This is a genomic window from Phascolarctobacterium faecium, from assembly GCF_003945365.1.
Taxonomy (GTDB): Bacteria; Bacillota; Negativicutes; order Acidaminococcales; family Acidaminococcaceae; genus Phascolarctobacterium; species Phascolarctobacterium faecium.
Window position 1 is genome coordinate 1,830,194 of sequence record NZ_AP019004.1, and the last position, 22,484, is coordinate 1,852,677.

The 22,484-nt window shown below is 46.9% G+C and carries 14 protein-coding genes, 3 rRNA genes and 1 other RNA gene; 3 read left to right on the top strand and 15 right to left on the bottom strand.

What is annotated here, in order from left to right; translation table 11 throughout:
* From trkA to PFJ30894_RS08910, 6 genes are all read right to left on the bottom strand, one after another.
* Nucleotides 1-1,344, bottom strand: coding sequence for a Trk system potassium transporter TrkA (gene trkA / locus PFJ30894_RS08885; RefSeq protein ID WP_021717144.1), 1,344 nt, complete (start codon nucleotides 1,342-1,344; stop codon nucleotides 1-3).
* Nucleotides 1,345-1,523: 179 nt separating this feature from the next.
* Nucleotides 1,524-2,138: an isochorismate family cysteine hydrolase YcaC gene (ycaC, locus tag PFJ30894_RS08890; protein ID WP_125669620.1), complete on the bottom strand. Its 615-nt coding sequence runs from the start codon at nucleotides 2,136-2,138 to the stop codon at nucleotides 1,524-1,526.
* Between the two features lie 290 nt (nucleotides 2,139-2,428).
* A 5S ribosomal RNA gene (rrf, locus tag PFJ30894_RS08895) occupies nucleotides 2,429-2,545 on the bottom strand.
* A gap of 295 nt (nucleotides 2,546-2,840) precedes the next feature.
* Nucleotides 2,841-5,750, bottom strand: a 23S ribosomal RNA gene (locus PFJ30894_RS08900).
* Between the two features lie 246 nt (nucleotides 5,751-5,996).
* Nucleotides 5,997-7,555, bottom strand: a 16S ribosomal RNA gene (locus PFJ30894_RS08905).
* The 16S, 23S and 5S rRNA genes sit together here, the layout of an rRNA operon.
* Before the next feature lie 319 nt (nucleotides 7,556-7,874).
* Nucleotides 7,875-8,750 (bottom strand): LysR family transcriptional regulator, encoded by an 876-nt coding sequence (locus PFJ30894_RS08910; RefSeq protein ID WP_021717152.1) that lies wholly within the window; start codon nucleotides 8,748-8,750, stop codon nucleotides 7,875-7,877.
* A gap of 142 nt (nucleotides 8,751-8,892) precedes the next feature.
* Here PFJ30894_RS08910 and PFJ30894_RS08915 point away from each other — a divergent pair, with 142 nt between their 5' ends.
* From PFJ30894_RS08915 to PFJ30894_RS08925, 3 genes are all read left to right on the top strand, one after another.
* Nucleotides 8,893-9,825 carry a TDT family transporter gene (locus tag PFJ30894_RS08915; RefSeq protein ID WP_125669621.1) on the top strand — a complete coding sequence of 311 codons (933 nt, stop codon included), beginning with the start codon at nucleotides 8,893-8,895 and terminating at the stop codon, nucleotides 9,823-9,825.
* 180 nt (nucleotides 9,826-10,005) lie between these two features.
* On the top strand, nucleotides 10,006-11,007 hold the full coding sequence (locus tag PFJ30894_RS08920) for a YeiH family protein (protein ID WP_125669622.1): 1,002 nt from the start codon (nucleotides 10,006-10,008) through the stop codon (nucleotides 11,005-11,007).
* 178 nt (nucleotides 11,008-11,185) lie between these two features.
* Nucleotides 11,186-13,291, top strand: a complete 2,106-nt coding sequence (locus tag PFJ30894_RS08925; RefSeq protein WP_046430833.1) for a transglycosylase domain-containing protein — start codon at nucleotides 11,186-11,188, stop codon at nucleotides 13,289-13,291.
* Nucleotides 13,292-13,356: 65 nt separating this feature from the next.
* On the opposite strand, the gene PFJ30894_RS08930 is transcribed toward PFJ30894_RS08925, so the two are convergent.
* From PFJ30894_RS08930 to dtd, 9 genes are all read right to left on the bottom strand, one after another.
* Nucleotides 13,357-14,643, bottom strand: a complete 1,287-nt coding sequence (locus PFJ30894_RS08930) for a replication-associated recombination protein A (protein ID WP_021717156.1) — start codon at nucleotides 14,641-14,643, stop codon at nucleotides 13,357-13,359.
* Nucleotides 14,644-14,688: 45 nt separating this feature from the next.
* On the bottom strand, nucleotides 14,689-15,378 hold the full coding sequence (locus PFJ30894_RS08935) for a tRNA threonylcarbamoyladenosine dehydratase (protein WP_125669623.1): 690 nt from the start codon (nucleotides 15,376-15,378) through the stop codon (nucleotides 14,689-14,691).
* A 17-nt stretch (nucleotides 15,379-15,395) separates the two neighbouring features.
* Nucleotides 15,396-15,580: non-coding RNA, 6S RNA (ssrS, locus tag PFJ30894_RS08940), on the bottom strand.
* A 220-nt stretch (nucleotides 15,581-15,800) separates the two neighbouring features.
* Complete coding sequence (gene aspS / locus PFJ30894_RS08945; protein ID WP_021717158.1) at nucleotides 15,801-17,588, bottom strand: aspartate--tRNA ligase; 1,788 nt, start codon at nucleotides 17,586-17,588, stop codon at nucleotides 15,801-15,803.
* Complete coding sequence (gene hisS, locus PFJ30894_RS08950; protein WP_113077709.1) at nucleotides 17,581-18,852, bottom strand: histidine--tRNA ligase; 1,272 nt, start codon at nucleotides 18,850-18,852, stop codon at nucleotides 17,581-17,583. The genes aspS and hisS overlap by 8 nt, the downstream gene beginning before the upstream one ends.
* Before the next feature lie 2 nt (nucleotides 18,853-18,854).
* Nucleotides 18,855-20,300: a coproporphyrinogen dehydrogenase HemZ gene (hemZ, locus tag PFJ30894_RS08955; protein WP_113077708.1), complete on the bottom strand. Its 1,446-nt coding sequence runs from the start codon at nucleotides 20,298-20,300 to the stop codon at nucleotides 18,855-18,857.
* A 5-nt stretch (nucleotides 20,301-20,305) separates the two neighbouring features.
* A complete protein-coding gene (locus PFJ30894_RS08960; RefSeq protein ID WP_021717160.1) occupies nucleotides 20,306-21,391 on the bottom strand; it encodes an AI-2E family transporter in 1,086 nt (361 codons plus the stop codon).
* Nucleotides 21,392-21,403: 12 nt separating this feature from the next.
* Nucleotides 21,404-22,024 (bottom strand): MBL fold metallo-hydrolase, encoded by a 621-nt coding sequence (locus PFJ30894_RS08965; RefSeq protein WP_021717161.1) that lies wholly within the window; start codon nucleotides 22,022-22,024, stop codon nucleotides 21,404-21,406.
* A 10-nt stretch (nucleotides 22,025-22,034) separates the two neighbouring features.
* A complete protein-coding gene (gene dtd, locus PFJ30894_RS08970) occupies nucleotides 22,035-22,484 on the bottom strand; it encodes a D-aminoacyl-tRNA deacylase (RefSeq protein WP_021717162.1) in 450 nt (149 codons plus the stop codon).

Genomic DNA, 22,484 nt, shown 5'->3' on the forward strand with positions numbered 1-22,484 from the left:
TTATCCTCTACTTTCAAAAAACGGCATAACGCGTTTTACAAATTCACTCTTGACGAAAATAATAATTCTATCTCCGGCATATAATACCGTATTACCATTAGGAACTACGGCTTCATTATCGTGAACTACTGCACAGACCAGACAAGCCCGCGGCAGCTTGATATCCTTCAAACTTTTACCTATGACCTCACAGTCATCAGGTAGAATAATTTCCAACGCTTCTGCTTTTGCACCTTCCAGCAGTGAAACAGAAACAATACCGCCTTTGCGCACAAAACGCAGCACTTCGCCGGAACTCAGCAAACGTGACGAAAGTACGATATCGACACCGACCTTCTCCATCAGCTCCACATATTCGTTACGGGCAACACGGACGATAGTTTTTTTTGCACCCAGGTGCTTTGCCATCAGTGCCAACAGTAAATTCAGCTTATCATCTTCAGTAATGCAGATAACGACATCAGCCTCGGCAATGCCTTCTTCCGTCAATAAATCAATATCTGTGCCATCACCACACAAAACAATACCATTTTCCAGCTTTTGCGCAATCAGCTGACAGCGGTCTTTATTCTTCTCAATAACTTTAACGAACAGTCCCTGCTCTTCCAGCATAGGAGCCAAAAATCTGCCGGTGCGTCCAGCACCTATGATCATAACCCGTTCTATTTTTTCATAAGTATTAACGAAAGTTTCCTCAAATTCCTTAATAGCACTTTGCTGTCCAACAAAATAAACATTATCACCAGGCTCCAGCATATCATCGCCATGAGGAATAATCATCTTATGCCGGCGAAACAGCATAGCAATCAGTATCTGCTTGGGAATTTCCAAATCTTTCAGAGGTACTCCTACATACGGAGAAGCGTCGCTCATCCGCGCCTCAAACATCCTTACCTTGCCCTCGGCAAAATCATCTACATCCAAAGCAGAAGGAGTCATTAAAATATGATTTATTTCAGTAGCAGTAATGCGTTCCGGATTTAAGATCAAATCAATATTCATTCCCTGATTAAGTAAATCCTTCGCGGTCAAAGCATACTCCGTATTTCTGATACGGGCAACGGTGTGCTTGACGCCATAGTTTTTAGCCATCATACAGGTAACCATATTGACTTCATCACTATCCGTAGATGCGATCAGCACATCGGCGTCTCTGATATCCGGATCGTCCAAAGTATTAGGACTGCATCCATTGCCGCCAATAGTCAATACATCCAAGGAATTTTTTACTACCTCGCGACGTTTTTCATCGATTTCAACGACTACCACATCATACTGATCTTCGGCCAGTAACTGAGCAATACTGTACCCCAGTTTGCCAGCTCCGACTATTACTATACGCATATAAATTCACCCTTATTTCCGACATTCATATAACTAGAGCAATTATATCACAAGTTTGTCAAAAAAACACCTAAATTACCTATACATACCAGTGCTGAAAGTCTTAGACACAAAGAAATCCCTGAATTCAGCAATAGAATTCAGGGATCTTTCATTTATTATATTCCACTATCTGCTTATTATTTTGCACTAAAGCTTGTCATAATATTTTGATAGGCTGGAATGTATTTTCCAAGTAAAGCAGCCAGCCCTTCCATATCGTTACGCCAATCGCGATGTAACTCACAGGCGACGCTAAAGAAGTTTACCAGCTGTACGCCCGCAGCTTCCATACGTCTCCACGCAGCATCACGTACTTCTGCATTAAAGGTACCGGAAGCGTCTGTTACTACAAAAACTTCATAACCTGCTTCAACAGCTGATAAAGCTGCAAAGGCCACACAGACATCAGTTACGATACCCGCTATAATCAATTGTTTTTTACCAGTCTTTTTGACTACCGCAACAAACTCTTCATTGTCCCAGGCATTAATCTGTCCCGGACGTCTGATAAGTGGAGCTTCAGGAAACATTTCTATAATTTCAGGAAGTAATGGACCATTAGGGCCATTATCAAAACTAGTAGTGAGAATAGTAGGAAGATTAAAGAATTTAGCACTGTCCGCAAGCGCTAAAACATTATTCTTAAATTGAATCGGTTCAAAATCCCGAACCAGATTAAACAATCCGGTCTGATGATCAATGAGCAAAACAGCAGCATCATTTTTATCTAATCTTTTGTATTTAAATGACATATAAATCACTCCTTAACGGTCTTATTAATATTTTTATTTCTTTCAAAGATCTTTTACTACAGCGAAGGGATCCTCTTGCTAAGATTAAGATAACATATCCTGATAAAATGTACAAACGACCATAGTTAAATTAATATGTCATTTAAGAACTTATCGATAACAATAAGTTTTTAAAGTATAAGTAAGGGTTAAACAATAAAGTTTCTCCATAAAAATAAATATTCCGTTTATTCAATTTCAGTATTTATCACATAAAAAAATAACCATACCGTATGGTATGGTTATTTTTTAACCGGCAGCTTTCTATCCTCCCAGGCCGCTTCCAGCCAAGTACTTTCGACGTTTAAGGGCTTAACTACTGTGTTCGGGATGAGAACAGGTGGATCCCCTTAGCTATCGCCACCGGATTGACGCTTGCGCCTATTGTTTAGGAGCAGCTTTTGCGACGCTAACAATAGTGCCGCAGGCTAACGCAAAATTCCTGACTGAACAGGGAAGAAATTTTACGATATCCTTGAAGGTTTTCTTTAAGCCTTCAAAACTATATAGAAGAGTACAAACTTTTGAGTTTGCTGTGTGTTTTTACTTCTTTTCGGCGATTCACTTTCATCGAAAACGCTCCCCTTAGGTCGCTTTTTCGATATAAGTTCCGCCACCTCTAATTCTGACTTCGCTTGCGCTCGTCACAATCAGGGCGTCACTTAAGTCAAGCCCTCGACATATTAGTATCGGTCCGCTCAATACATTGCTGTACTTACACTCCCGACCTATCAACCTCATCTTCTTTAAGGTGTCTTACTAGATTGCTCTATGAGAGATCTCATCTTAAGGCTGGTTTCACGCTTAGATGCTTTCAGCGTTTATCCTTTCCGAACGTAGCTACCCAACTGTACCCCTGGCGGGATAATTGGTACACCAGCGGTTCGTCCACTCCGGTCCTCTCGTACTAGGAGCAGCCCCCTTCAAATCTCTTGCGCCCGCGATGGATAGGGACCGAACTGTCTCACGACGTTCTGAACCCAGCTCACGTACCACTTTAATGGGCGAACAGCCCAACCCTTGGGACCGACTTCAGCCCCAGGATGTGATGAGCCGACATCGAGGTGCCAAACCTCCCCGTCGATATGGACTCTTGGGAGAGATTAGCCTGTTATCCCCAGGGTAGCTTTTATCCGTTGAGCGATGGCCCTTCCACTCGGTACCACCGGATCACTAAGCCCTACTTTCGTACCTGCTCGTCGTGTTTGACTCGCAGTCAAGCTCCCTTCTGCCTTTACACTCTTCGCGCGATTTCCGGCCGCGCTGAGGGAACCTTTGGGCGCCTCCGTTACTCTTTCGGAGGCGACCGCCCCAGTCAAACTGCCCGCCTGACACTGTCCCGGATTTCGTTACTCTCGCGGTTAGAATTTCAATACATCAAGGGTGGTATCCCAACGTCGGCTCCAGCCAGACTAGCGTCCAGCTTTCCATGCCTCCCACCTATCCTGTACGTAATGTATCAAAACCCAATGTCAGGTTACAGTAAAGCTCCATGGGGTCTTTCTGTCCAGTCGCGGGTAACCTGCATCTTCACAGGTATTTCAATTTCACCGGGTCCCTCGTTGAGACAGTGCCCAAATCGTTACACCTTTCGTGCGGGTCGGAACTTACCCGACAAGGAATTTCGCTACCTTAGGACCGTTATAGTTACGGCCGCCGTTCACCGGGGCTTCAGTCGAATGCTTTGGACTAATCCGAACATCCTTCCTTAACCTTCCGGCACTGGGCAGGTGTCAGCACCTATACGTCAGCTTTCGCTTTAGCAGGCACCTGTGTTTATGGTAAACAGTCGCTTGGGCCTCTTCTCTGCGACCACTCTATGCTCCATCCGCATGGGACTTCACAACAGTGGCTACCCTTATCCCGAAGTTACGGGTACATTTTGCCGAGTTCCTTAACGAGGGTTCTCCCGCGCACCTTAGGATTCTCTCCCCGCATACCTGTGTCGGTTTACGGTACGGGCGGTAGCTCTCTCACTAGAAGCTTTTCTCGACAGTGTGGGGTCAACAACTTCGCTCGCATCTCTGCTCACTCCGCATCACGCCTCAGGCTTTCAGTGCACGGATTTGCCTATGCACCACCCTACACGCTTACACATGCTCTTCCATTCGCATGCTTGCCTGCCCTTCTGTGTCACTCCATTGCTCAAACAATTACTACCGGTACTGGAATATCAACCAGTTGTCCATCTCCTACGCTCTCTGCCTCGGATTAGGTCCCGACTTACCCTGAGACGACGATCGTTGCTCAGGAATCCTTATGCTTTCGGTGGAAAGGATTCTCACCTTTCTTTTCGCTACTCATACCAACATTCTCACTTCCCACAAGTCCACCGAACCTTCCAGTTCGACTTCTACCCTATGGGAACGCTCCCCTACCCCGTATACTTTACGTATACAGCCACAGCTTCGGTTTCGTACTTTAGCCCCGGGAATCTTCGGCGCAGGGTCTCTCGACCAGTGAGCTATTACGCACTCTTTAAATGGTGGCTGCTTCTGAGCCAACATCCTGGTTGTTTATGAAACCCCACATCCTTTTCCACTTAGTACGACATTGGGGACCTTAGCTGGTGGTCTGGGCTGTTTCCCTTTTGACCACGGATCTTATCACTCGTAGTCTGACTCCAAGGCTCTACAGTATATCCATTCGGAGTTTGACAGGGTTCGGTAACCTTTACGGCCCCTAGCCCGATCAGTGCTCTACCGCCTATACTTACTACCTCAGGCTAGCCCTAAAGCTATTTCGGGGAGAACCAGCTATCTCCGCGTTCGATTGGAATTTCACCCCTACCCACATCTCATCCGAAAGCTTTTCAACGCTCACCGGTTCGGTCCTCCACGCAATTTTACCTGCGCTTCAACCTGGACATGGGTAGATCACTGCGGTTTCGGGTCTACCTACACTAACTAGCGCCCTCTTAAGACTCGCTTTCGCTGCGGCTCCGTGTCTTCCACTTAACCTCGCTAGTGCAGATAACTCGTTGGTTCATTCTTCAATAGGCACGCCGTCGCTTTCGCTTCGACTGCTTGTAGACATACGGTTTCAGGTACTATTTCACTCCCCTCCCGGGGTTCTTTTCACCTTTCCCTCACGGTACTATGCGCTATCGGTCGCCAAGTAGTTTTTAGCCTTGGAGGGTGGTCCCCCCTGCTTCCCACAAAATTCCTCGTGCTTCGTGGTACTCTGGATCTCGGCCTCTCTGCTCTGCCTTTCGTCTACGGGGCTTTTACCCTCTCTCGCTTACCTTTCCAGGTAATTCGACTAGGCCTGACTTCGATTCTGCCGGTCCTCAACCCCGAAAAGCCGGAGCTTCTCGGTTTGGGCTCTGCCCTCTTCGCTCGCCGCTACTGTGGGCATCTCGTTTGATTTCTCTTCCTCCGGGTACTTAGATGTTTCAGTTCCCCAGGTTCCCTCCCTTGCGGGTGACCATCCATGACGATGGCCGGGTTTCCCCATTCGGATATCCACGGATCAATACTTGCTTGCAGTTCCCCGTGGCTTTTCGCAGCTTACCGCGTCCTTCTTCGGCTCTTGGCGCCTAGGCATCCACCGTATGCCCTTAGTAGCTTGACTTTTCAGCTGCTAAGAAACTTACGTTCCTAGACTTTTTTCTCGTTAACTCTCATCAAATATAGCATTTTGATTAGAGGTTTGTGTCTATTACTACTCACTCATCATTTTCGTAATAAACTGTTTGTCTCTTCTATATGGTTTTCAAGGTTCAAAAAAGAAGGCTAAGCCTTCAAAACTAAACATTAACCAACGAATGTGCGTCGACTTGAAGTCTACGAGATATCTTACTATCTCATGTCTCCATAGAAAGGAGGTGATCCAGCCGCACCTTCCGATACGGCTACCTTGTTACGACTTCACCCCAATCATCGGCCCCACCTTAGACGGCTGGCTCCTAATAGGTTACCTCACCGGCTTCGGGTGTTACCAACTTTCGTGGTGTGACGGGCGGTGTGTACAAGGCCCGGGAACGTATTCACCGCAGTATGCTGACCTGCGATTACTAGCGATTCCGACTTCACGCAGGCGGGTTGCAGCCTGCGATCCGAACTGAGATCGGGTTTCTGGGGTTTGCTCTGCCTCGCGGCTTCGCTTCCCTCTGTTTCCGACCATTGTAGTACGTGTGTAGCCCAAGACATAAGGGGCATGATGACTTGACGTCATCCCCGCCTTCCTCCAGGTTGTCCCTGGCAGTCTCCCATGAGTCCCCAACTTTACTTGCTGGTAACATAGGATAGGGGTTGCGCTCGTTGCGGGACTTAACCCAACATCTCACGACACGAGCTGACGACAGCCATGCACCACCTGTTTTCTTGTCCCCGAAGGGAAATCTCTATCTCTAGAGCGTTCAATCAATGTCAAGCCTTGGTAAGGTTCTTCGCGTTGCGTCGAATTAAACCACATACTCCACCGCTTGTGCGGGCCCCCGTCAATTCCTTTGAGTTTCAACCTTGCGGCCGTACTCCCCAGGCGGGGTACTTATTGCGTTAACTCCGGCACAGAAGGGGTCGATACCTCCTACACCTAGTACCCATCGTTTACGGCCAGGACTACCGGGGTATCTAATCCCGTTCGCTACCCTGGCTTTCGCATCTCAGCGTCAGACACAGTCCAGAAAGGCGCCTTCGCCACTGGTGTTCCTCCCAATATCTACGCATTTCACCGCTACACTGGGAATTCCCCTTTCCTCTCCTGCACTCAAGCCTAACAGTTTCCAGCGCCATACGGGGTTGAGCCCCGCATTTTCACGCTCGACTTATTAAGCCGCCTACATGCTCTTTACGCCCAATAATTCCGGACAACGCTCGCCACCTACGTATTACCGCGGCTGCTGGCACGTAGTTAGCCGTGGCTTCCTCGTTTACTACCGTCATTGCAATGCATTGTTCACACACTGCACGTTCGTCATAAACAACAGAGCTTTACAGACCGAAATCCTTCATCACTCACGCGGCGTTGCTCCGTCAGACTTTCGTCCATTGCGGAAGATTCCCCACTGCTGCCTCCCGTAGGAGTTTGGGCCGTGTCTCAGTCCCAATGTGGCCGTTCATCCTCTCAGACCGGCTACTGATCATCGCCTTGGTAGTCCGTTACACTACCAACTAGCTAATCAGACGCAGGCCCATCCTTTAGCGATAGCTTACTTGTAGAGGCCATCTTTCTTCATCCTGCCATGCGGCAAGATGATCACATCCGGTATTAGCACTCCTTTCGGAATGTTGTCCCCGTCTAAAGGGCAGGTTGCCTACGCGTTACTCACCCGTTCGCCACTAAGAATTCTACCGAAATAAAATTCTCCGTTCGACTTGCATGTGTTAGGCACGCCGCCAGCGTTCGTCCTGAGCCAGGATCAAACTCTCCAATAAAGTTTTATTGAGAAAGCCGATTGGCTCTTTCGATTTGTTGTTAAGAAATTATTTTTTGACTTGGCAAACGCTCCTCTTTCAAGAAACGCTCGCCCGCACATTCGTTTTTGGTTATTGTTCAGTTTTCAAGGTTCTGCCTGCCGTTTTTGACGACTTGTATAGTATATTACATCTTTTCGATGTTGTCAACTACTTTTTTTCATCTTTTTTAACGGCTACTTACAAAAATTCACCCGTGTTTAGGGGTGCACTATTATTTTATTAAATTTCTACAGAAAAAGCAAGCCCTATTTTAAATTTATTTTTGACGCCTGTAAAATCACTTTACAAAATCACGCTTTAAATTATCCACTAAAGTCTGCACATTCCTGCTCATCGTTTCAGAAGCCAAGGTCAGACACACGAATTTACGTCCTGCTTCCTCCTGCGTTTCAATCAGCTCTACTTCGCCGGCAGCTGCCGCCTGTTTTGCAATATGTTCAGAAAGCAGCGCATATCCTAAATCATTTCTAACCGCTTCCTTTACGGCAAAATTAGTATTGAAAATGATCGTCTTAGCCGGCAATACACTATTTTTCTCTAAAAACTCTTCCCACTGCACCCTTGTGCCCGATCCCTGTTCGCGCGTTATCCACGTTACTGTTTCCAGATCCCGGCGCTGCATCTTTTTGGGGCTTCCTATCGGCCCTATCAAAACAAGCCGATCAATATAGAACTCTTCTTTATGGAATTTCTTATCACCGGTTTCTCCTTCAACTAAACCTACATCTATCTTATTGCTTTGCAGCAGTTCGCAAATATGAACAGTATTATCGATCTTCACTTCTATTTCCAACTGCGGATAACGTTTCATAAATCTGCCCAGAAATGCCGGCAGAAAATATTCGCCTATCGTCAGACTGGCTCCTATAGCCAAGCGTCCTTTTATCTCGCTGCCCAGCTCTTTAACCGTAATTTCTGTAAACTGCCACAGACTTTTCATCTGCTTAGCCGCATCATAAACAATCATGCCCGCATAAGTCACGCTAAGCTGTTTTTGTTTTTTAGACCTGCGAATCAACACGGCGTTGAAACACTCTTCTAATCTGCGGATATGCAAACTCACCGTAGGCTGAGAAATATTTAATTTCTGCGCCGCTTTAGTAAAGCTTTGCTGTTCTACAACTTCAATAAAAGTTTTCAGTTCTTCCCACATAGTAACCTCATTATTTTTCTTAATGATAATTATAAAAACAATTCATTTTACTAATCATTATACTTGTATTATGATATTTATACAATGTTTTTAGGCATCAAGTATTTATCTTTTTCTTTTCTAAAAGGGAGGCTTTCTAAAAATGATAAAATCCATTCCAATTCCTACGGCCGGAGTATCTCTTGGTTTAGCGGCACTTGGTAATCTGCTGCAGCCTTATTCTCCGCTGATGAAATATACCTGCGGTATTCTCGCTGCAATCCTTTTGGCAATGCTGCTTATAAAAATACTGCGTTATCCCAAGCTTGTCCACGCCGATATGACCGGCAATCCTATTTTAGGCAGTGTTGCTGCCACTTTTTTTATGACTACGATGCAGCTATGTGTCTATATTAAAGATTTCGCGCCTTTTCTCTGCGAAGCAATCTGGCTGGCGGCAGTTGCTGCCCACGCCATTTTAATCATCTGGTTCTCCAAAAATTTTATGCTTAATCTGGAACTGAAAAACGTTTTTCCAACCTTCTTCATTGCGTATGTCGGTATAGTCGTCGCTTCAGTTACCGCCCCCGCTTTCGGATATCTCACATTAGGATATTATATCTTCTGGTCTGGCTTCGTCGCCTATATGCTTTTGCTGGCACTGGTCACCTACCGCTATCTCCATCACCCGATACCTGAAGCTGCCAAGCCACTGATCTGTATCTACACGGCACCTATGAGCCTGAGTCTGGCAGGATACTTTGCAGTAGTTCCCGATAAAAACTTCCTGCTGATTACTGTCATGCAGATAGCTGCTCAAGGGCTGTTCTTCTTTATCCTCAGCCTGATGCCCCGCCTTTTACGTCTGCCGTTCTATCCAAGTTATGCAGCCTTCACCTTCCCATTCGTCATCACTGCCTCTGCCCTGCGTTTATCACTGGATTACTACGCACGGCTCGGTGTTGTTCTGCATGAATTCTTCCAATATTTGTATTATTTTGAATGTATAGTCGCATCCTTCTTTGTTTTTTATGTCACACTGCATTTCTGCTGGTTTTTCTATAAGGAATGGAGGCTTTCCGGCAGCAAGGTATAATAACAGCAGCATTTTAATTCAATCAAGGCAATTTATCTCTTTCCTTTGTGTACGGTAAATTTTAGAACCTTTGACCTCATTACGTTTTCTGATTATAACAATCAAGATTATTCATTTTACTTACAAGATCTAGTTGTTTTAAAATTACAGTACACTACATTCTCGGGAAGGAGTTTTACAATGAATTTTTTAAGTAATAAATTACATGGTTTGGCATTATGTTTTGCTATTGCAGTACCAGCTGCATATTTAGGTAAATTGTTCCCTATTATAGGTGCCCCAGTTTTCGCCATTATCCTGGGTCTGCTGATGGCCGGTATCCCCCGCTCAGATATTTTCCAGGGCGGCATCACCTTCACTTCCAAAAAGATCCTGCAATACGCGATTATTTTACTCGGCTTCGGCATGAATCTTTTTGAAATTTTCCGGGTAGGGTCACAATCTCTGCTGATAATTATCTCAACGATCGGCACTGCCTTGGTCGTGTCTTATGCAGTCAGCAGAATAATGAAAATCGATCACGATATCGCAACTTTGGTAGGCGTAGGTTCTTCTATCTGCGGCGGCTCGGCAATTGCTGCAGCGGCACCTGTTATCAAAGCGTCAGACGAAGACATTGCCCAGTCGATTTCCGTTATCTTCCTTTTTAACGTTATTGCCGCCTTCCTCTTCCCCACCTTAGGCGCTATACTCGGCTTTAACGATATGGGCTTTGGCATGTGGGCCGGTACGGCAATCAACGATACCTCATCTGTAGTTGCTGCAGGACAAACCTGGGCCAGCGCCAGCGGCAGCGATACCGCGCTGAATTATGCAACTATCGTCAAACTGACCCGCACCTTAGCCATCATTCCTATTTGTCTGGGACTGGCCTATCTTACCTCCAAACGTAAAGCTACAACATCGGAAGTAAAAATCTCCTCTATCTTCCCGATGTTCATCATCTACTTTTTAGGTGCGTCAATTATCAACACCTTTGCTGGTTCCCACTTTGACTTTTTCCAGTTTTTGCCGGCCATCGGTAAATTTATGATTGCCATGGCAATGGCAGCTATAGGTCTCAACACTAATTTAGTCAAACTGATCAAAACCGGCGGCAAACCGATCCTGCTCGGTCTTATCTGCTGGTTCTGCATAGCGGTTGTCAGCCTGGCAATGCAGCATCTGCTTAATATCTGGTAACATCAAACAGCTTCTGCTGCAAGCGGCGGAAGCTGTTTTCATTTTTATTACATTTAATATAAAAGTTTTTTATCACAAATTCGTATAAAAATATGATATAATAGCCGTTAGATAAAAATAGCTTTGTTAGTATAAAGCTGGTTTAAAGGAAAATGATTAAGAGAACCGAGGTTTATGTATGGGAAAAATAATTAAATTTATAATCATCGCCTTCGTTGCGCTTGCTATTTTAGGCGCCGCAGCATTCTGGGGACTTGCAGGTTTCTTCGCACCCAAAGATATGGAAGAATCGCTTATTCCCGATGCCGCTTCGCAGTTTTTTGATATTAACGGCCGCGTCATCTCGACCACGGCTTCGGAAGAACGCCGTCTGCCAGTTGCTTTCGATAAAATACCGAAGCACCTGCAGCAGGCTTTTATCGCTATCGAAGATAACAGATTCTATGAACACGGCGGTATCGACTTCCGTGGTACAGCCCGCGCTTTATGGACAAACCTGCGCGGCGGCGAGGTGCAGGGCGGCAGTACTATTACCCAGCAGCTGGCAAAAAACGCTTTTCTCTCCCAGGAGCGTACCATTACCCGCAAGATAAAAGAAGCTTTTATTGCTAAACAATTGGAAGAACGCTATACCAAAGATGAGATTCTTGATATGTACCTGAACCGTATCTATTTTGGACAAGGAACCTACGGTATCGAAAGTGCTTCTCTCTATTACTTCGGCAAGCATGTTCAGGACATTGATCTGGCAGAAGCCGCTACTCTGGCAGCTATTCCTAAAAGCCCTAACTATTATAATCCTTTTGAAAATCCCAAAGACAGTAAAGCACGTCAGGAAGTAGTTTTAGACCAAATGGCCAAATACGGTTACATTACGGAAGCACAGGCAGCCAAAGCCAAAGCAGAGAAACTGCAGCTGAACAATCACAAAAACCAGCAGAAAGATAACCTGTCCTACTTTATTGATTACTGCAGTCAGCACATTATAGAAGAATTCGGCGCCGATGCGCTTTATAAAGGCGGACTGAAAATCTACACTACTCTGGATCTGGATATGCAGGCAGCCGCTGCCGAATCTTTAAAATATCTGCCTGATTACTACAAAGACGACTATCAGCTTACACAGCCGCAAGTCGCCTTAGTAGCCGTAGACCCTACTAACGGTTATATCAAAGCCATGATCGGCGGACGCGGCCAGGATAAATTCAACCGTGCTGTGCTTGCAGTGCGGCAACCAGGTTCCGCTTTCAAACCCTTTGTTTACCTTACCGCTATGGACAACGGTCTTACCGCTGCCACGGTAGTTGAAGACAAGGAATATGAATTTGCGCCCGGCTGGAAACCGAAAAACTCTGACCTGCAATGGCATGGCAAAGTAAGCCTGAGAACAGCCTTGAAAAAATCCTACAACATCCCTACCATTCTAGTAGCTCAGCAGGTCGGTCCTGAAAAGGTTTTCCAAATGGCAAAAAACCTTGGTATCACTACACTTATTGAAGACGGACATTATACTGACATCAATCTTTCCATGGCTTTAGGCGGCCTGAGCAAAGGCACTACGCCGCTGGAAATGGCAGCTGCCTATGGCACGATCGGTAACAGCGGCAAATACAACGCTCCAACTGCTATTATCAAAATAGTTGACCGTAACGGTAAAGTTATTTTTGAACATAAGCAGGAGACCAAAACTGTAGTTGATGCTAAAGCCGCTTATCAAACTGTCGATATCATGCGCGACGTCTTTGTTGACGGTACTGCAGGCGGTGCAGGCATAGGCCGCCCGGCAGCCGGTAAAACCGGTACTACCGACGATTATAAGGATGCCTGGTTTGTAGGCTTCACCCCCAATCTGTCGGCTGCCGTATGGATCGGCGATGATAACGGCCGTCCGCTTGATTATATGTATGGCAGCGGCGCACCGCTCAGCATCTGGCATGAATTCATGGTTAACGCTCTTGCAAACGTTCCCGTTGCTAACTTTGTCCGCCCGGCAGGCGTAGTAATACCGCCTGAACCAGATATCAAGAATGATGATAAGGACAAAGATAAAGACAAGGATAAAGATAAGGACAAAGACAAAGATAAAAAAGGCGCCACCTCCGTTCCCGGAGAACCGCCTAAACCACCCAGCAAAAAAGACCGTATCCGTGAAAACGTAGGCGACGTTGAACCGCAGAAGCCTAGCATGAAAAAACGTGTTCAGGAAATCTTAGACGGCAGCGAAAATAATACCGGCAACCAAAAACCTGTTGTCAGCAACGTCCCCACTCCACGTCAGCCATGATATCGGCCAATACAAAACCCCCGTACTAAAAAGTACGGGGGTTTTATTATTATCAGCAGCTCAAATTAATCTTTTTCATTCTTTTTTTTAAGCAGTCTGCTTTCTTCACCAATATCTTTCGGATAATAATATTTATGACCTACCAGTTCATCCGGCAGATACTGCTGCTCAACCCAGCCACCTGGGTAATCGTGCGGATACTTATATCCAAGCCCGTGGCCAAACTGCTTAGCACCAGGATAATGCGCATCACGCAAGTGCTTCGGAACTCTGGTATTGATTGACCTGACTTCCTGACGAGCATTGAAAATACCCATATAACAGCTGTTGCTTTTAGGAGCGTTAGCTATATAGCAAACGGCCTGAGCCAAAGGTATCTGAGCTTCAGGCAGCCCGACAAAATGCGCTGCCTGCGCCGCAGCATTTGCTACTACCAAGGCCTGCGGATCAGCGTTGCCTACATCTTCAGCCGCACAGATAACGATCCGGCGCGCAATAAACCTTACGTCCTCTCCACCTTCCAGCATACGGGCCAAATAGTGCAGAGCTGCGTCGGCATCACTGCCGCGCATACTTTTAATAAAAGCCGAAACGATATCGTAATGATAATCACCTTTTTTATCATAGCGCTGCAAAGCATTACCTGCCACGCTGCGCAATACATCCATCGTAATTTCCTTACTGCCGTCCGGCAGCATAAATTCAGCCTGTTCCAGCAAATTAAGAGCCACCCGCGCATCACCACCGGCAAAATCCGCCAAAGCTTCCAAAGCCTCGGCAGTTACAGTAATACCCTCTGATCCATAACCCTTTTCCTTATCTGTCAGCGCACGCTCTAAAATCTTTTTGATACCGTCTGCCGTTAAATGTTCCAGACGAATAACCTTCATCCTTGACAAAAGCGGTGAATTGATTTCGAAAAAAGGATTTTCAGTAGTCGCACCGATCAAAATGATAGTACCGTTTTCCACATAAGGCAGCAATACGTCCTGCTGAGCTTTATTAAAGCGATGGATCTCGTCGATGAACACGATAGTGCGCCCCATCCCGCCGCGCTGCAGCTCCTGCGCCTTAGCAATCAGCTTTCGCAGCTCAGGTACACCGGATGAAACGGCATTGATAGCAACAAATTCATCCCCTGTCATATGGGCAATGACCTGTGCCAAAGTTGTTTTACCAGTACCCGGCGGTCCGTAAAACAACACCGACTGCAACTGATCCTTTTCGATCATTCGGCGCAGAGGACTGCGCTCGCCTACTGCAGTTTCCTGCCCGACAAAATCGCTAAGCCTTGTAGGCCGCATCCGATCAGCCAAAGGTTTTTTCTGCGGCTGTGCAAACAAACTATCCATCATCCACCTCCAGGATCTGATAAAAATACCGGCTCTAAAGGCCGGTTAGCTATTTTCTGCAATAATCTGACGTACGATATACGATCCCATCAGCAATCCTGCCGACGCCGGAACAAATACCATGCTTCCCGGAACCTCGCCTGCTTCAGCACGCTGTACCGGTTCTTTGGAATAAACTACAGTTACACCTTTTTTGACACCTGCCGCACGCAGCTGTTTCCTTACCGACCTTGCCAGCGGGCAGACAGAAGTACCGCTGATGTCCTCCACTGCAAGATACGTCGGATCCAGCTTATTGCCTGTGCCCATCGAAGAAATGACAGGAATATCGCGCTGCACACATTCTAATAAAAGATCGACCTTTGACGGCGTTGAATCGATCGCATCGGCGATAAAAGTAAAGCTGCCGGAAAAAAACTCGGCAAAAGCGCCAGGTTCATAAAATTTACTGACCGTTTCTATTTCACAATCCGGATTGATATCCAGCAATCTTTGTCTGACAACCTCGGTTTTGAACCTGCCGAAGGTACTGGTAAGAGCCGGTAACTGACGGTTGATATTACTTGCCGCCACTTTATCGGCATCTATTAATAATAAATGACCTACCCCGCTGCGGCATAATGACTCGGCAACATATGAACCCACGCCGCCTAACCCAACGACTGCAATACGGGCCTGCCCTAAAACAGGCAGCTTGTTTTTACCGATAACCATCGCAACACGTGACAGATCCATTTTTACCCCCAAAAATATTTTGCCCCACAATGCCGTCCAGCCTCATGTTTTGAACCTGCAAGTGCAGGTGGGTGCCTTCCCGCCAGTCGCAAAAGTCCCCTCAAGGGGGCAGTTTTTTAAAAGGCGGAGCTCAGTCAGGCTCCCTAGGTAAGAGTGTTGGCTCAAAACTAAGAGGTACACGTAACGAACATCGCAGGGTAAAAAGCGTTTTTAATGCAGTAAGAGCATTTCTTACTACATCTATACTATACCAAAATTTGTTTAAAATCACAAGGTATAAAGCGGTTTTCTCTGTTTTTAAAGAGATATTTTTTCTTTTTTTCACAACCGGTTCGTCTTTAAGTAAAACACTTTTACCAGAATCAGTTTACTATAAAAAAAGGACTGCCGCAGCAGTCCTTTTTTACAGAGTCTGACTCTTATTATTTGTCTTTTTTGACTAATGTTGCACGAATATGCAATTCACGCAGCTGTTTCTCGTCAACATCGTTCGGAGCCTGAGTCATCAGACAGCTTGCACTCTGTGTTTTCGGGAAAGCAATAACGTCGCGGATAGAATCACGTTTAGCCATAATCATGATCAAACGGTCAAGACCAAAGGCCAAACCGCCGTGCGGAGGAGCACCATATTCAAAAGCATCCATCATAAAGCCGAATTTCTCTTTTGCCTGCTCTTCGGTAAGACCGATAGCCTTGAAAACTTCGTTTTGGACATCACGACGATGGATACGGATGGAACCGCCGCCGATTTCTGTACCATTAAGTACCATATCGTAAGCTTTGGCATATACTTTACCAGGATCGGTAGCCAGCATAGCAAGATCTTCGTTACGTGGAGCCGTAAACGGATGATGCATTGCCACATAGCGTTTTTCTTCATCGTTATATTCAAACATCGGGAAATCTACGACCCAGGCAAATGCCAGCATATCTTCGTCGATCAGTTCGCGGCGTTTAGCCATTTCCAGACGCAGAGCACCTAAAGCCTGAGCAACTACAGCCGGTTTATCAGCAACGAACAAAATCAGATCGCCCGGTTCAGCCGCTGCAGTTTTCAGGATATTTGCCAAATGTGCTTCACTGAAGAATTTAGCGATTGGCGATTTGACACTGCCATCTTCCTGAATCTGCATCCACGCCAGACCTTTGGCACCATAAATACCAACGAATTCAACCAGACCGTCCAGCTCACGACGCGGGATAGCGGCATAGCCTTTAACGTTGATCGCTTTAACGACACCGCCGTCTTCTACGATAGCATTGAACACTTTAAAGTCAGAATCTTTAACTGCTTCAGACATATTGACAAGTTCCATACCAAAACGCAGGTCCGGCTTATCGCTGCCAAAACGGTCCATAGCTTCGTCCCAGGTCAAACGCTGCATCGGCAGCTGGATCTTTTTACCCATAGCGCCTTCAAATACATACGCCATCAGGCCTTCCATCATTTCCATAATATCCTCAGCGTCTACGAAAGACATTTCAATATCCAACTGAGTAAATTCCGGCTGACGGTCAGCACGCAGATCTTCATCGCGGAAGCAGCGTGCGATCTGGAAATAACGCTCCATACCGGCAACCATCAAGATCTGTTTAAAAATCTGCGGTGATTGCGGTAAAGCATAGAATTTACCAGGATTGACGCGGCTCGGCACCAGATAGTCACGCGCGCCTTCAGGAGTGCTTTTAGTCAGCATCGGCGTTTCGATTTCACAGAAACCGTTTTTATCCATATAATCACGCATCAATTTAGTAACTTTATGACGCAAAATCAAATTCTTCTGCATTTCCGGACGGCGCAAATCCAAATAACGGTATTTCAAGCGCAGGTTCTCATCCGTATCGATATCGTCCTGAATGTAAAACGGCGGAGTTTTAGCAGCATTGAGTACTTCCAAATCAGCGGCAACCACTTCGATCTCGCCGGTAGCAAGATTCGGGTTAACGGTAGCTGCATCGCGAAGACGCACTTTACCTGCTACTTTGATAACGTATTCGCTGCGAATAGCTTCAGCAGTCGTAAAGCTATTGCCTGCATCGTCAGGGTCAACGACAATTTGAACGATACCGCTGCGATCGCGCAGATCGACGAAAATCAACCCGCCGTGATCGCGGCGTTTGGCAACCCAACCGCATAAAACTACTTGTTCGCCTGCTGCCTCTTTAGTCAGCAAACCGCAGCTATGACTGCGTTTTAAAGAATCACTCATGACTTTGCACCTCTGTTTTTAAAATTGATGTAATATCTTGGATAGGGATCTCAGTCTGCTCGCTGGTCGACATATTTCTTAATACGGCACAACCGCGCGCTACCTCGTCTTCACCTAAAATCAACACATATTTGGCAGCCAATCTGTTAGCCTGCTTCATCTGGGCTTTCATACTGCGGCCCAAAAAGTCAAATTCCACCTTCAGCCCTTCACGGCGCAAAGCGATCGCTTCCTTAAAAGCCAGCGTAAAGTTTGCACTGCCCGGGCAAACTACAAAGACATCTATACTGTTATCGAACTGCGGCAGCAGATTCTGGCTTTCGATTGCCAGCAGCACACGCTCCATACCCATCGCAAATCCAATACCCGGTGTTGCCGGCCCGCCTATCTCCTCGATCAGGCCGTCATAACGGCCACCGCCGCAGACAGCGCTTTGCGCTCCCAGGGGAGCATATTGGATCTCAAAGGCAGTCTTAGTATAGTAATCAAGGCCGCGCACCAGATTATGGTCGACTACATAATCGACTCCGGCAGCGGTCAGAAGCTCTTTCAAGCCTTCAAAATGTGTTTTGCATTCCTCGCACAGACATTCCTCCAGGCTTGGCGCACCAGCAGCCAGCTCCTGATCGTGCGGATTTTTGCAGTCCAGTAAACGTAATGGATTGCGGTCGAAACGCGACTGACAATCCTTGCACATCTCGCCAAGATGCGGCCGGAAATATTCCTGCAGCTTCTCTCTGTGCAGTGGTCTGCATTTCGGGCAGCCGACAGAATTTACTTTCAGCTTCAAATCTTTTAAACCCAAAGTCTGCAAAATCTGTACCGCCAGTAAAATGATCTCGGCATCGATATTAGGCCCCTCTACGCCCAGCGCTTCCACGCCAAACTGATGGAACTGCCGGTAACGCCCGGCCTGCGGCCTGTCGTACCTGAACATCGGCCCGATATAAAACAGCTTTGTCGGCGCCGGATCGGCATACATTTTATTTTCTACATACGACCGGACGGCAGAAGCCGTATTTTCAGGGCGCAGCGTCAGACTGCGTTCACCTCGGTCAGTAAAAGTGTACATTTCTTTTTCAACAACGTCTGTCGTTTCACCGATACCGCGCAAAAACAGCTCGGTATGCTCAAAAACAGGCGTCCTGATTTCCAGATAACCATATTGGGCACAAATCTCACGCATAGTGCGTTCCAGATAACGCCATGCTTCCACATCGCGCGGCAGGATATCTTTCGTGCCTCTCGGTGCTGTGGTCAACACATCTATTCCTCCTCATCCGCAAAAAGCAGGCTGCGTTTATGCGCCAGCTGCGGCAGATTACCCGTATATGTCCCGATATCTTTGGGCATATTGAGCTTTTTAAGATGATGCCCGTCTGCCTGCGGCACTTTAGTCGCAGACGCCGGCCCGATTCCAAGCACAACGTGACGCTCTTCCATCATCTGAATATTATAAAGGCTGGCACTGCCTGAAGCAGCATAGCCTATATTAGCAAGATTACCCAGCATGTAATGCTGGCGGTATAAATAATAAGGCAGCATCCCCATTGCTGCAGCAGTTTCGCCGCCGTAAGCTACAAGCGCCTCTGCATCCTCAGCCGTCAGACTGCTGAACTGCGCACCAAATATCGGGGCGCTTTTTTTGAGCGTTAAGGTATGCACTGTCAGATTATCAGGAGCCAAAGCCCTGATGCCGTCAAGCGAAGCCCGCACATCATCAGCCGTTTCCCCCGGCAACCCGATGATCAGATCGGTATTGACGGTTTTGATGCCGCTGTGCCGTACCAGGTCATAGGACCGATAAAAATCCTGCACCGTATGACTGCGGCCAATTGCTTTTAAAGTTTTGTCGTGCAAAGTCTGCGGATTGACGCTGATCCTGTTCACTCCGCAGGCTTCCATAACTTTCAGCTTTTCGGCACTGAAACAATCAGGCCGTCCTGCTTCCACTGTAAACTCGCGCACCCCAGGCAAAAGCAAATGCCGCGCCGTCAGCGCGATGAGCCGTGCAAACGCCGTTTCACTAAGGCTGGTCGGCGTACCGCCGCCAATGTAAACAGCAGTAACATTTAGGCTATACATACTTAATAATTGTACCACAGTAAGCATATCTTGTTCAATGAAATTTAAAAACTTTTGCTGTAATTCTTCCTCAAGCGGCACAATTCCCGATGGAAAAGAACAATAAGAACAGCGCGTAGGGCAAAAAGGAATACCGATATAAATGCCGACCTGTTTTTCCGCAGCCGGCAAAAGCTGTCTTTGCCGCAGGCAAATCTCTGTCAGCAGCTGCGCCTGTCCGTGAGGCAGCAGGTAATGACGCTCCAGATACTGCGGAAGCTCGTCACAGCTTAACCCGCTGTCTAAAAGCTTATGGGCAAGTTTTCCCGGACGTACGCCTGTCAAAATTCCCCACGGCATCACCAGACCGCGCCTCACAGCCTGTCCCAGCACATCAAGCACCGCCAGCTTAGCGCAGCGCACCCATTCGCCCCGTACATCCTGTAAAATTGTAAATGGCCTGCTTACTCTTCTGGTGCCGTCTTCCGTCTGCAAAATCGCCACGCAGCCATCAGCTTCCTGCACGATTTTAAGCACATCAGTACTGTCAGACTGCGGTAAAATGTCAAAGAACGCGGCCATCTCAGCGACAGGCCGCGTTAAATCATAAGGTAAATTCTGCTCTAATCTATAATCACTAATCATCATTGTTTTTACTGCTCAGTTTCTGTTGGCCGAGGTTCGTCAGAACTATGCCATAATTCTTTATACAAGACCCGGTATACAGCAGCCACCGGCACGGCAAAGAGCATACCCAAAATACCGTACAGCTTGGCACCGATCAGCAGGCTCAAAATCAAAACTACGGGATGCAGGTCGATTTTACTGCCCATGATCCGGGGCATCAGGATATTGCCGTCGATCTGATAAAAGACCAGATAAAACAGCGCTACCGAAAAAGCCGAAGAAGTATTTTGCGAATACGCGATAAATACCGCCGGCACAGCACCCATCAAGGGACCAACCACCGGCACAGTCTCGGCCATGACCGCCAGGAAACCAAAAACCAGCGGGAACTGGATACCCAGTATCGCCACGCCCACAGTAATACACGCACCCGCGATCAGGCTCAGTTTACCAAGCCCTTGGATATATGCGCTCAGCGTTCTGCCGATCTCATCCAAAATATGCGCCACCTTCGGCTGCGTATCATAAGTAAACAAATTGATCATCATCAGACGCAGCTCACGCCAGTCCTTCAAAAAGTAAAAAGCTAAAAACGGAACGACGATCAAACCAACCAGATTGGCAATAATGTCCATCGTCGATTTAAACAAATTCCGGAGAATACCTCCCATAAAACCCATAACCCAGGTCATCGCATCGTCGATCAAAGTTTCAAAATTGTATGGCAGCCGTGGATACTGTGACGGATCCTTCAGTAACCAGTCCATATTAGTAGACTCGACTTTTGTCGTATAATCAGGCAGCTTCGCCACCAGATCATTGATCTGCCCGAACAAAGGCAGCAAAATAAAAGTAACGGCAAAAAACATAAACATGCCAAAAGCCATAAAGGCCAGGATGATCGCCACCACACGCGACAAATGGATAGTACCCTGTCCCACGGTGATCTTGGAAAACATATTCGACACCGGGTACAGGGCAAACGCCAGACCTATCGCTAAAAGAATAGGGAACAGAAACGTAGCGAGCTCGTATAAAATAAAGGATACGCCCGCCGCTACTGCCAATTTAAAAGTTGTACTGTTTCTCAGCAGCTTGATACTTTTGATCATTTTTTTGCTTACTTATTGCAGAAACGGATTTCTGCGCCTCTCCCATCCCACTGTAGTTGCAGGTCCATGTCCCGGCAAAAGCTTTGTTTCGTCAGGCAAAACCAGGATTTTATCTTTGATAGAATTCAAAATCTGTTTGTAAGAGCCACCCGGCAGATCAGTACGGCCGATAGACTCGGCAAACACCGTATCACCGCAGAACACCACATCACCGCAGACAAGGCAAACGCCGCCGCGGGTATGACCTGGAGTTGCCAGCACTTTAAAATCAAGTCCGGCTTCGGTAACAGTTTCCCCATCCTTAAAAATTTTATCAGCAGGCGCAAAAGCTGCGTCCATACCCATATATGCCGAAAGATTGCTGGTCGCCTTCGTCAGCATCTCCGCATCTTCCTCACTGATATAAACTCTGGCTCCGGTAGCCTTACGCACCTCGTCCAGACCCATGATATGGTCGCTGTGACCATGTGTGACAAAAATCGCATCAATAGTGATACCTTCTTTTTGGATCGCGGCAACGATCCTGTCGCCGTCTCCGCCCGGATCAACAACAACACCGTGACCGGTAGCTTCGTTGACCGCTATATAGCAGTTAGTACCAAGCATACCAACTTCCATTTTTAAAACCTTCATGTCGAACCTCCTAAAAATTCTTTTTACTGTCTAATAAAATCGTTACCGGGCCATTATTTACAAGGCTCACAAGCATATGCGCCTGAAACTTCCCGGTGCCGACGCTAAGCCCCTTCGCCCGTGCACCGGCCACAAATTTTTCATAATAAGCATTGGCCATTTCAGCACCCGCCGCCTTATCAAATGACGGCCGTTTACCCTTGCGGCAATCGCCGTACAAAGTAAACTGCGAAACTACCAGAAGCCCGCCGCCCACATCTGCTACCGACAGGTTCATTTTTTCCTGTTCGTCCTCAAAAATGCGCAGACCAGCTACCTTATCAAGCAAATACTCCAAATCCCTGTCTGTATCTTCCTTCTCGACCCCCAGCAGTACTAAAAGGCCCTTGCCAACACTGCCAACCATGGCGCCTTCTACCTCGACAGCAGCGCTGTCTACACGCTGTACAACTGCTCTCAC

Bases quoted from the DNA above. Each gene is read 5' to 3' on its own strand.
- trkA (WP_021717144.1), bottom strand. From the start codon at position 1,344: ATGCGTATAGTAATAGTCGGAGCTGGCAAACTGGGGTACAGTATTGCT.
- ycaC (WP_125669620.1), bottom strand. From the start codon at position 2,138: ATGTCATTTAAATACAAAAGATTAGATAAAAATGATGCTGCTGTTTTG.
- PFJ30894_RS08910 (WP_021717152.1), bottom strand. From the start codon at position 8,750: ATGTGGGAAGAACTGAAAACTTTTATTGAAGTTGTAGAACAGCAAAGC.
- PFJ30894_RS08915 (WP_125669621.1), top strand. From the start codon at position 8,893: ATGATAAAATCCATTCCAATTCCTACGGCCGGAGTATCTCTTGGTTTA.
- PFJ30894_RS08920 (WP_125669622.1), top strand. From the start codon at position 10,006: ATGAATTTTTTAAGTAATAAATTACATGGTTTGGCATTATGTTTTGCT.
- PFJ30894_RS08925 (WP_046430833.1), top strand. From the start codon at position 11,186: ATGGGAAAAATAATTAAATTTATAATCATCGCCTTCGTTGCGCTTGCT.
- PFJ30894_RS08930 (WP_021717156.1), bottom strand. From the start codon at position 14,643: ATGGATAGTTTGTTTGCACAGCCGCAGAAAAAACCTTTGGCTGATCGG.
- PFJ30894_RS08935 (WP_125669623.1), bottom strand. From the start codon at position 15,378: ATGGATCTGTCACGTGTTGCGATGGTTATCGGTAAAAACAAGCTGCCT.
- aspS (WP_021717158.1), bottom strand. From the start codon at position 17,588: ATGAGTGATTCTTTAAAACGCAGTCATAGCTGCGGTTTGCTGACTAAA.
- hemZ (WP_113077708.1), bottom strand. From the start codon at position 20,300: ATGATGATTAGTGATTATAGATTAGAGCAGAATTTACCTTATGATTTA.
- PFJ30894_RS08960 (WP_021717160.1), bottom strand. From the start codon at position 21,391: ATGATCAAAAGTATCAAGCTGCTGAGAAACAGTACAACTTTTAAATTG.
- PFJ30894_RS08965 (WP_021717161.1), bottom strand. From the start codon at position 22,024: ATGAAGGTTTTAAAAATGGAAGTTGGTATGCTTGGTACTAACTGCTAT.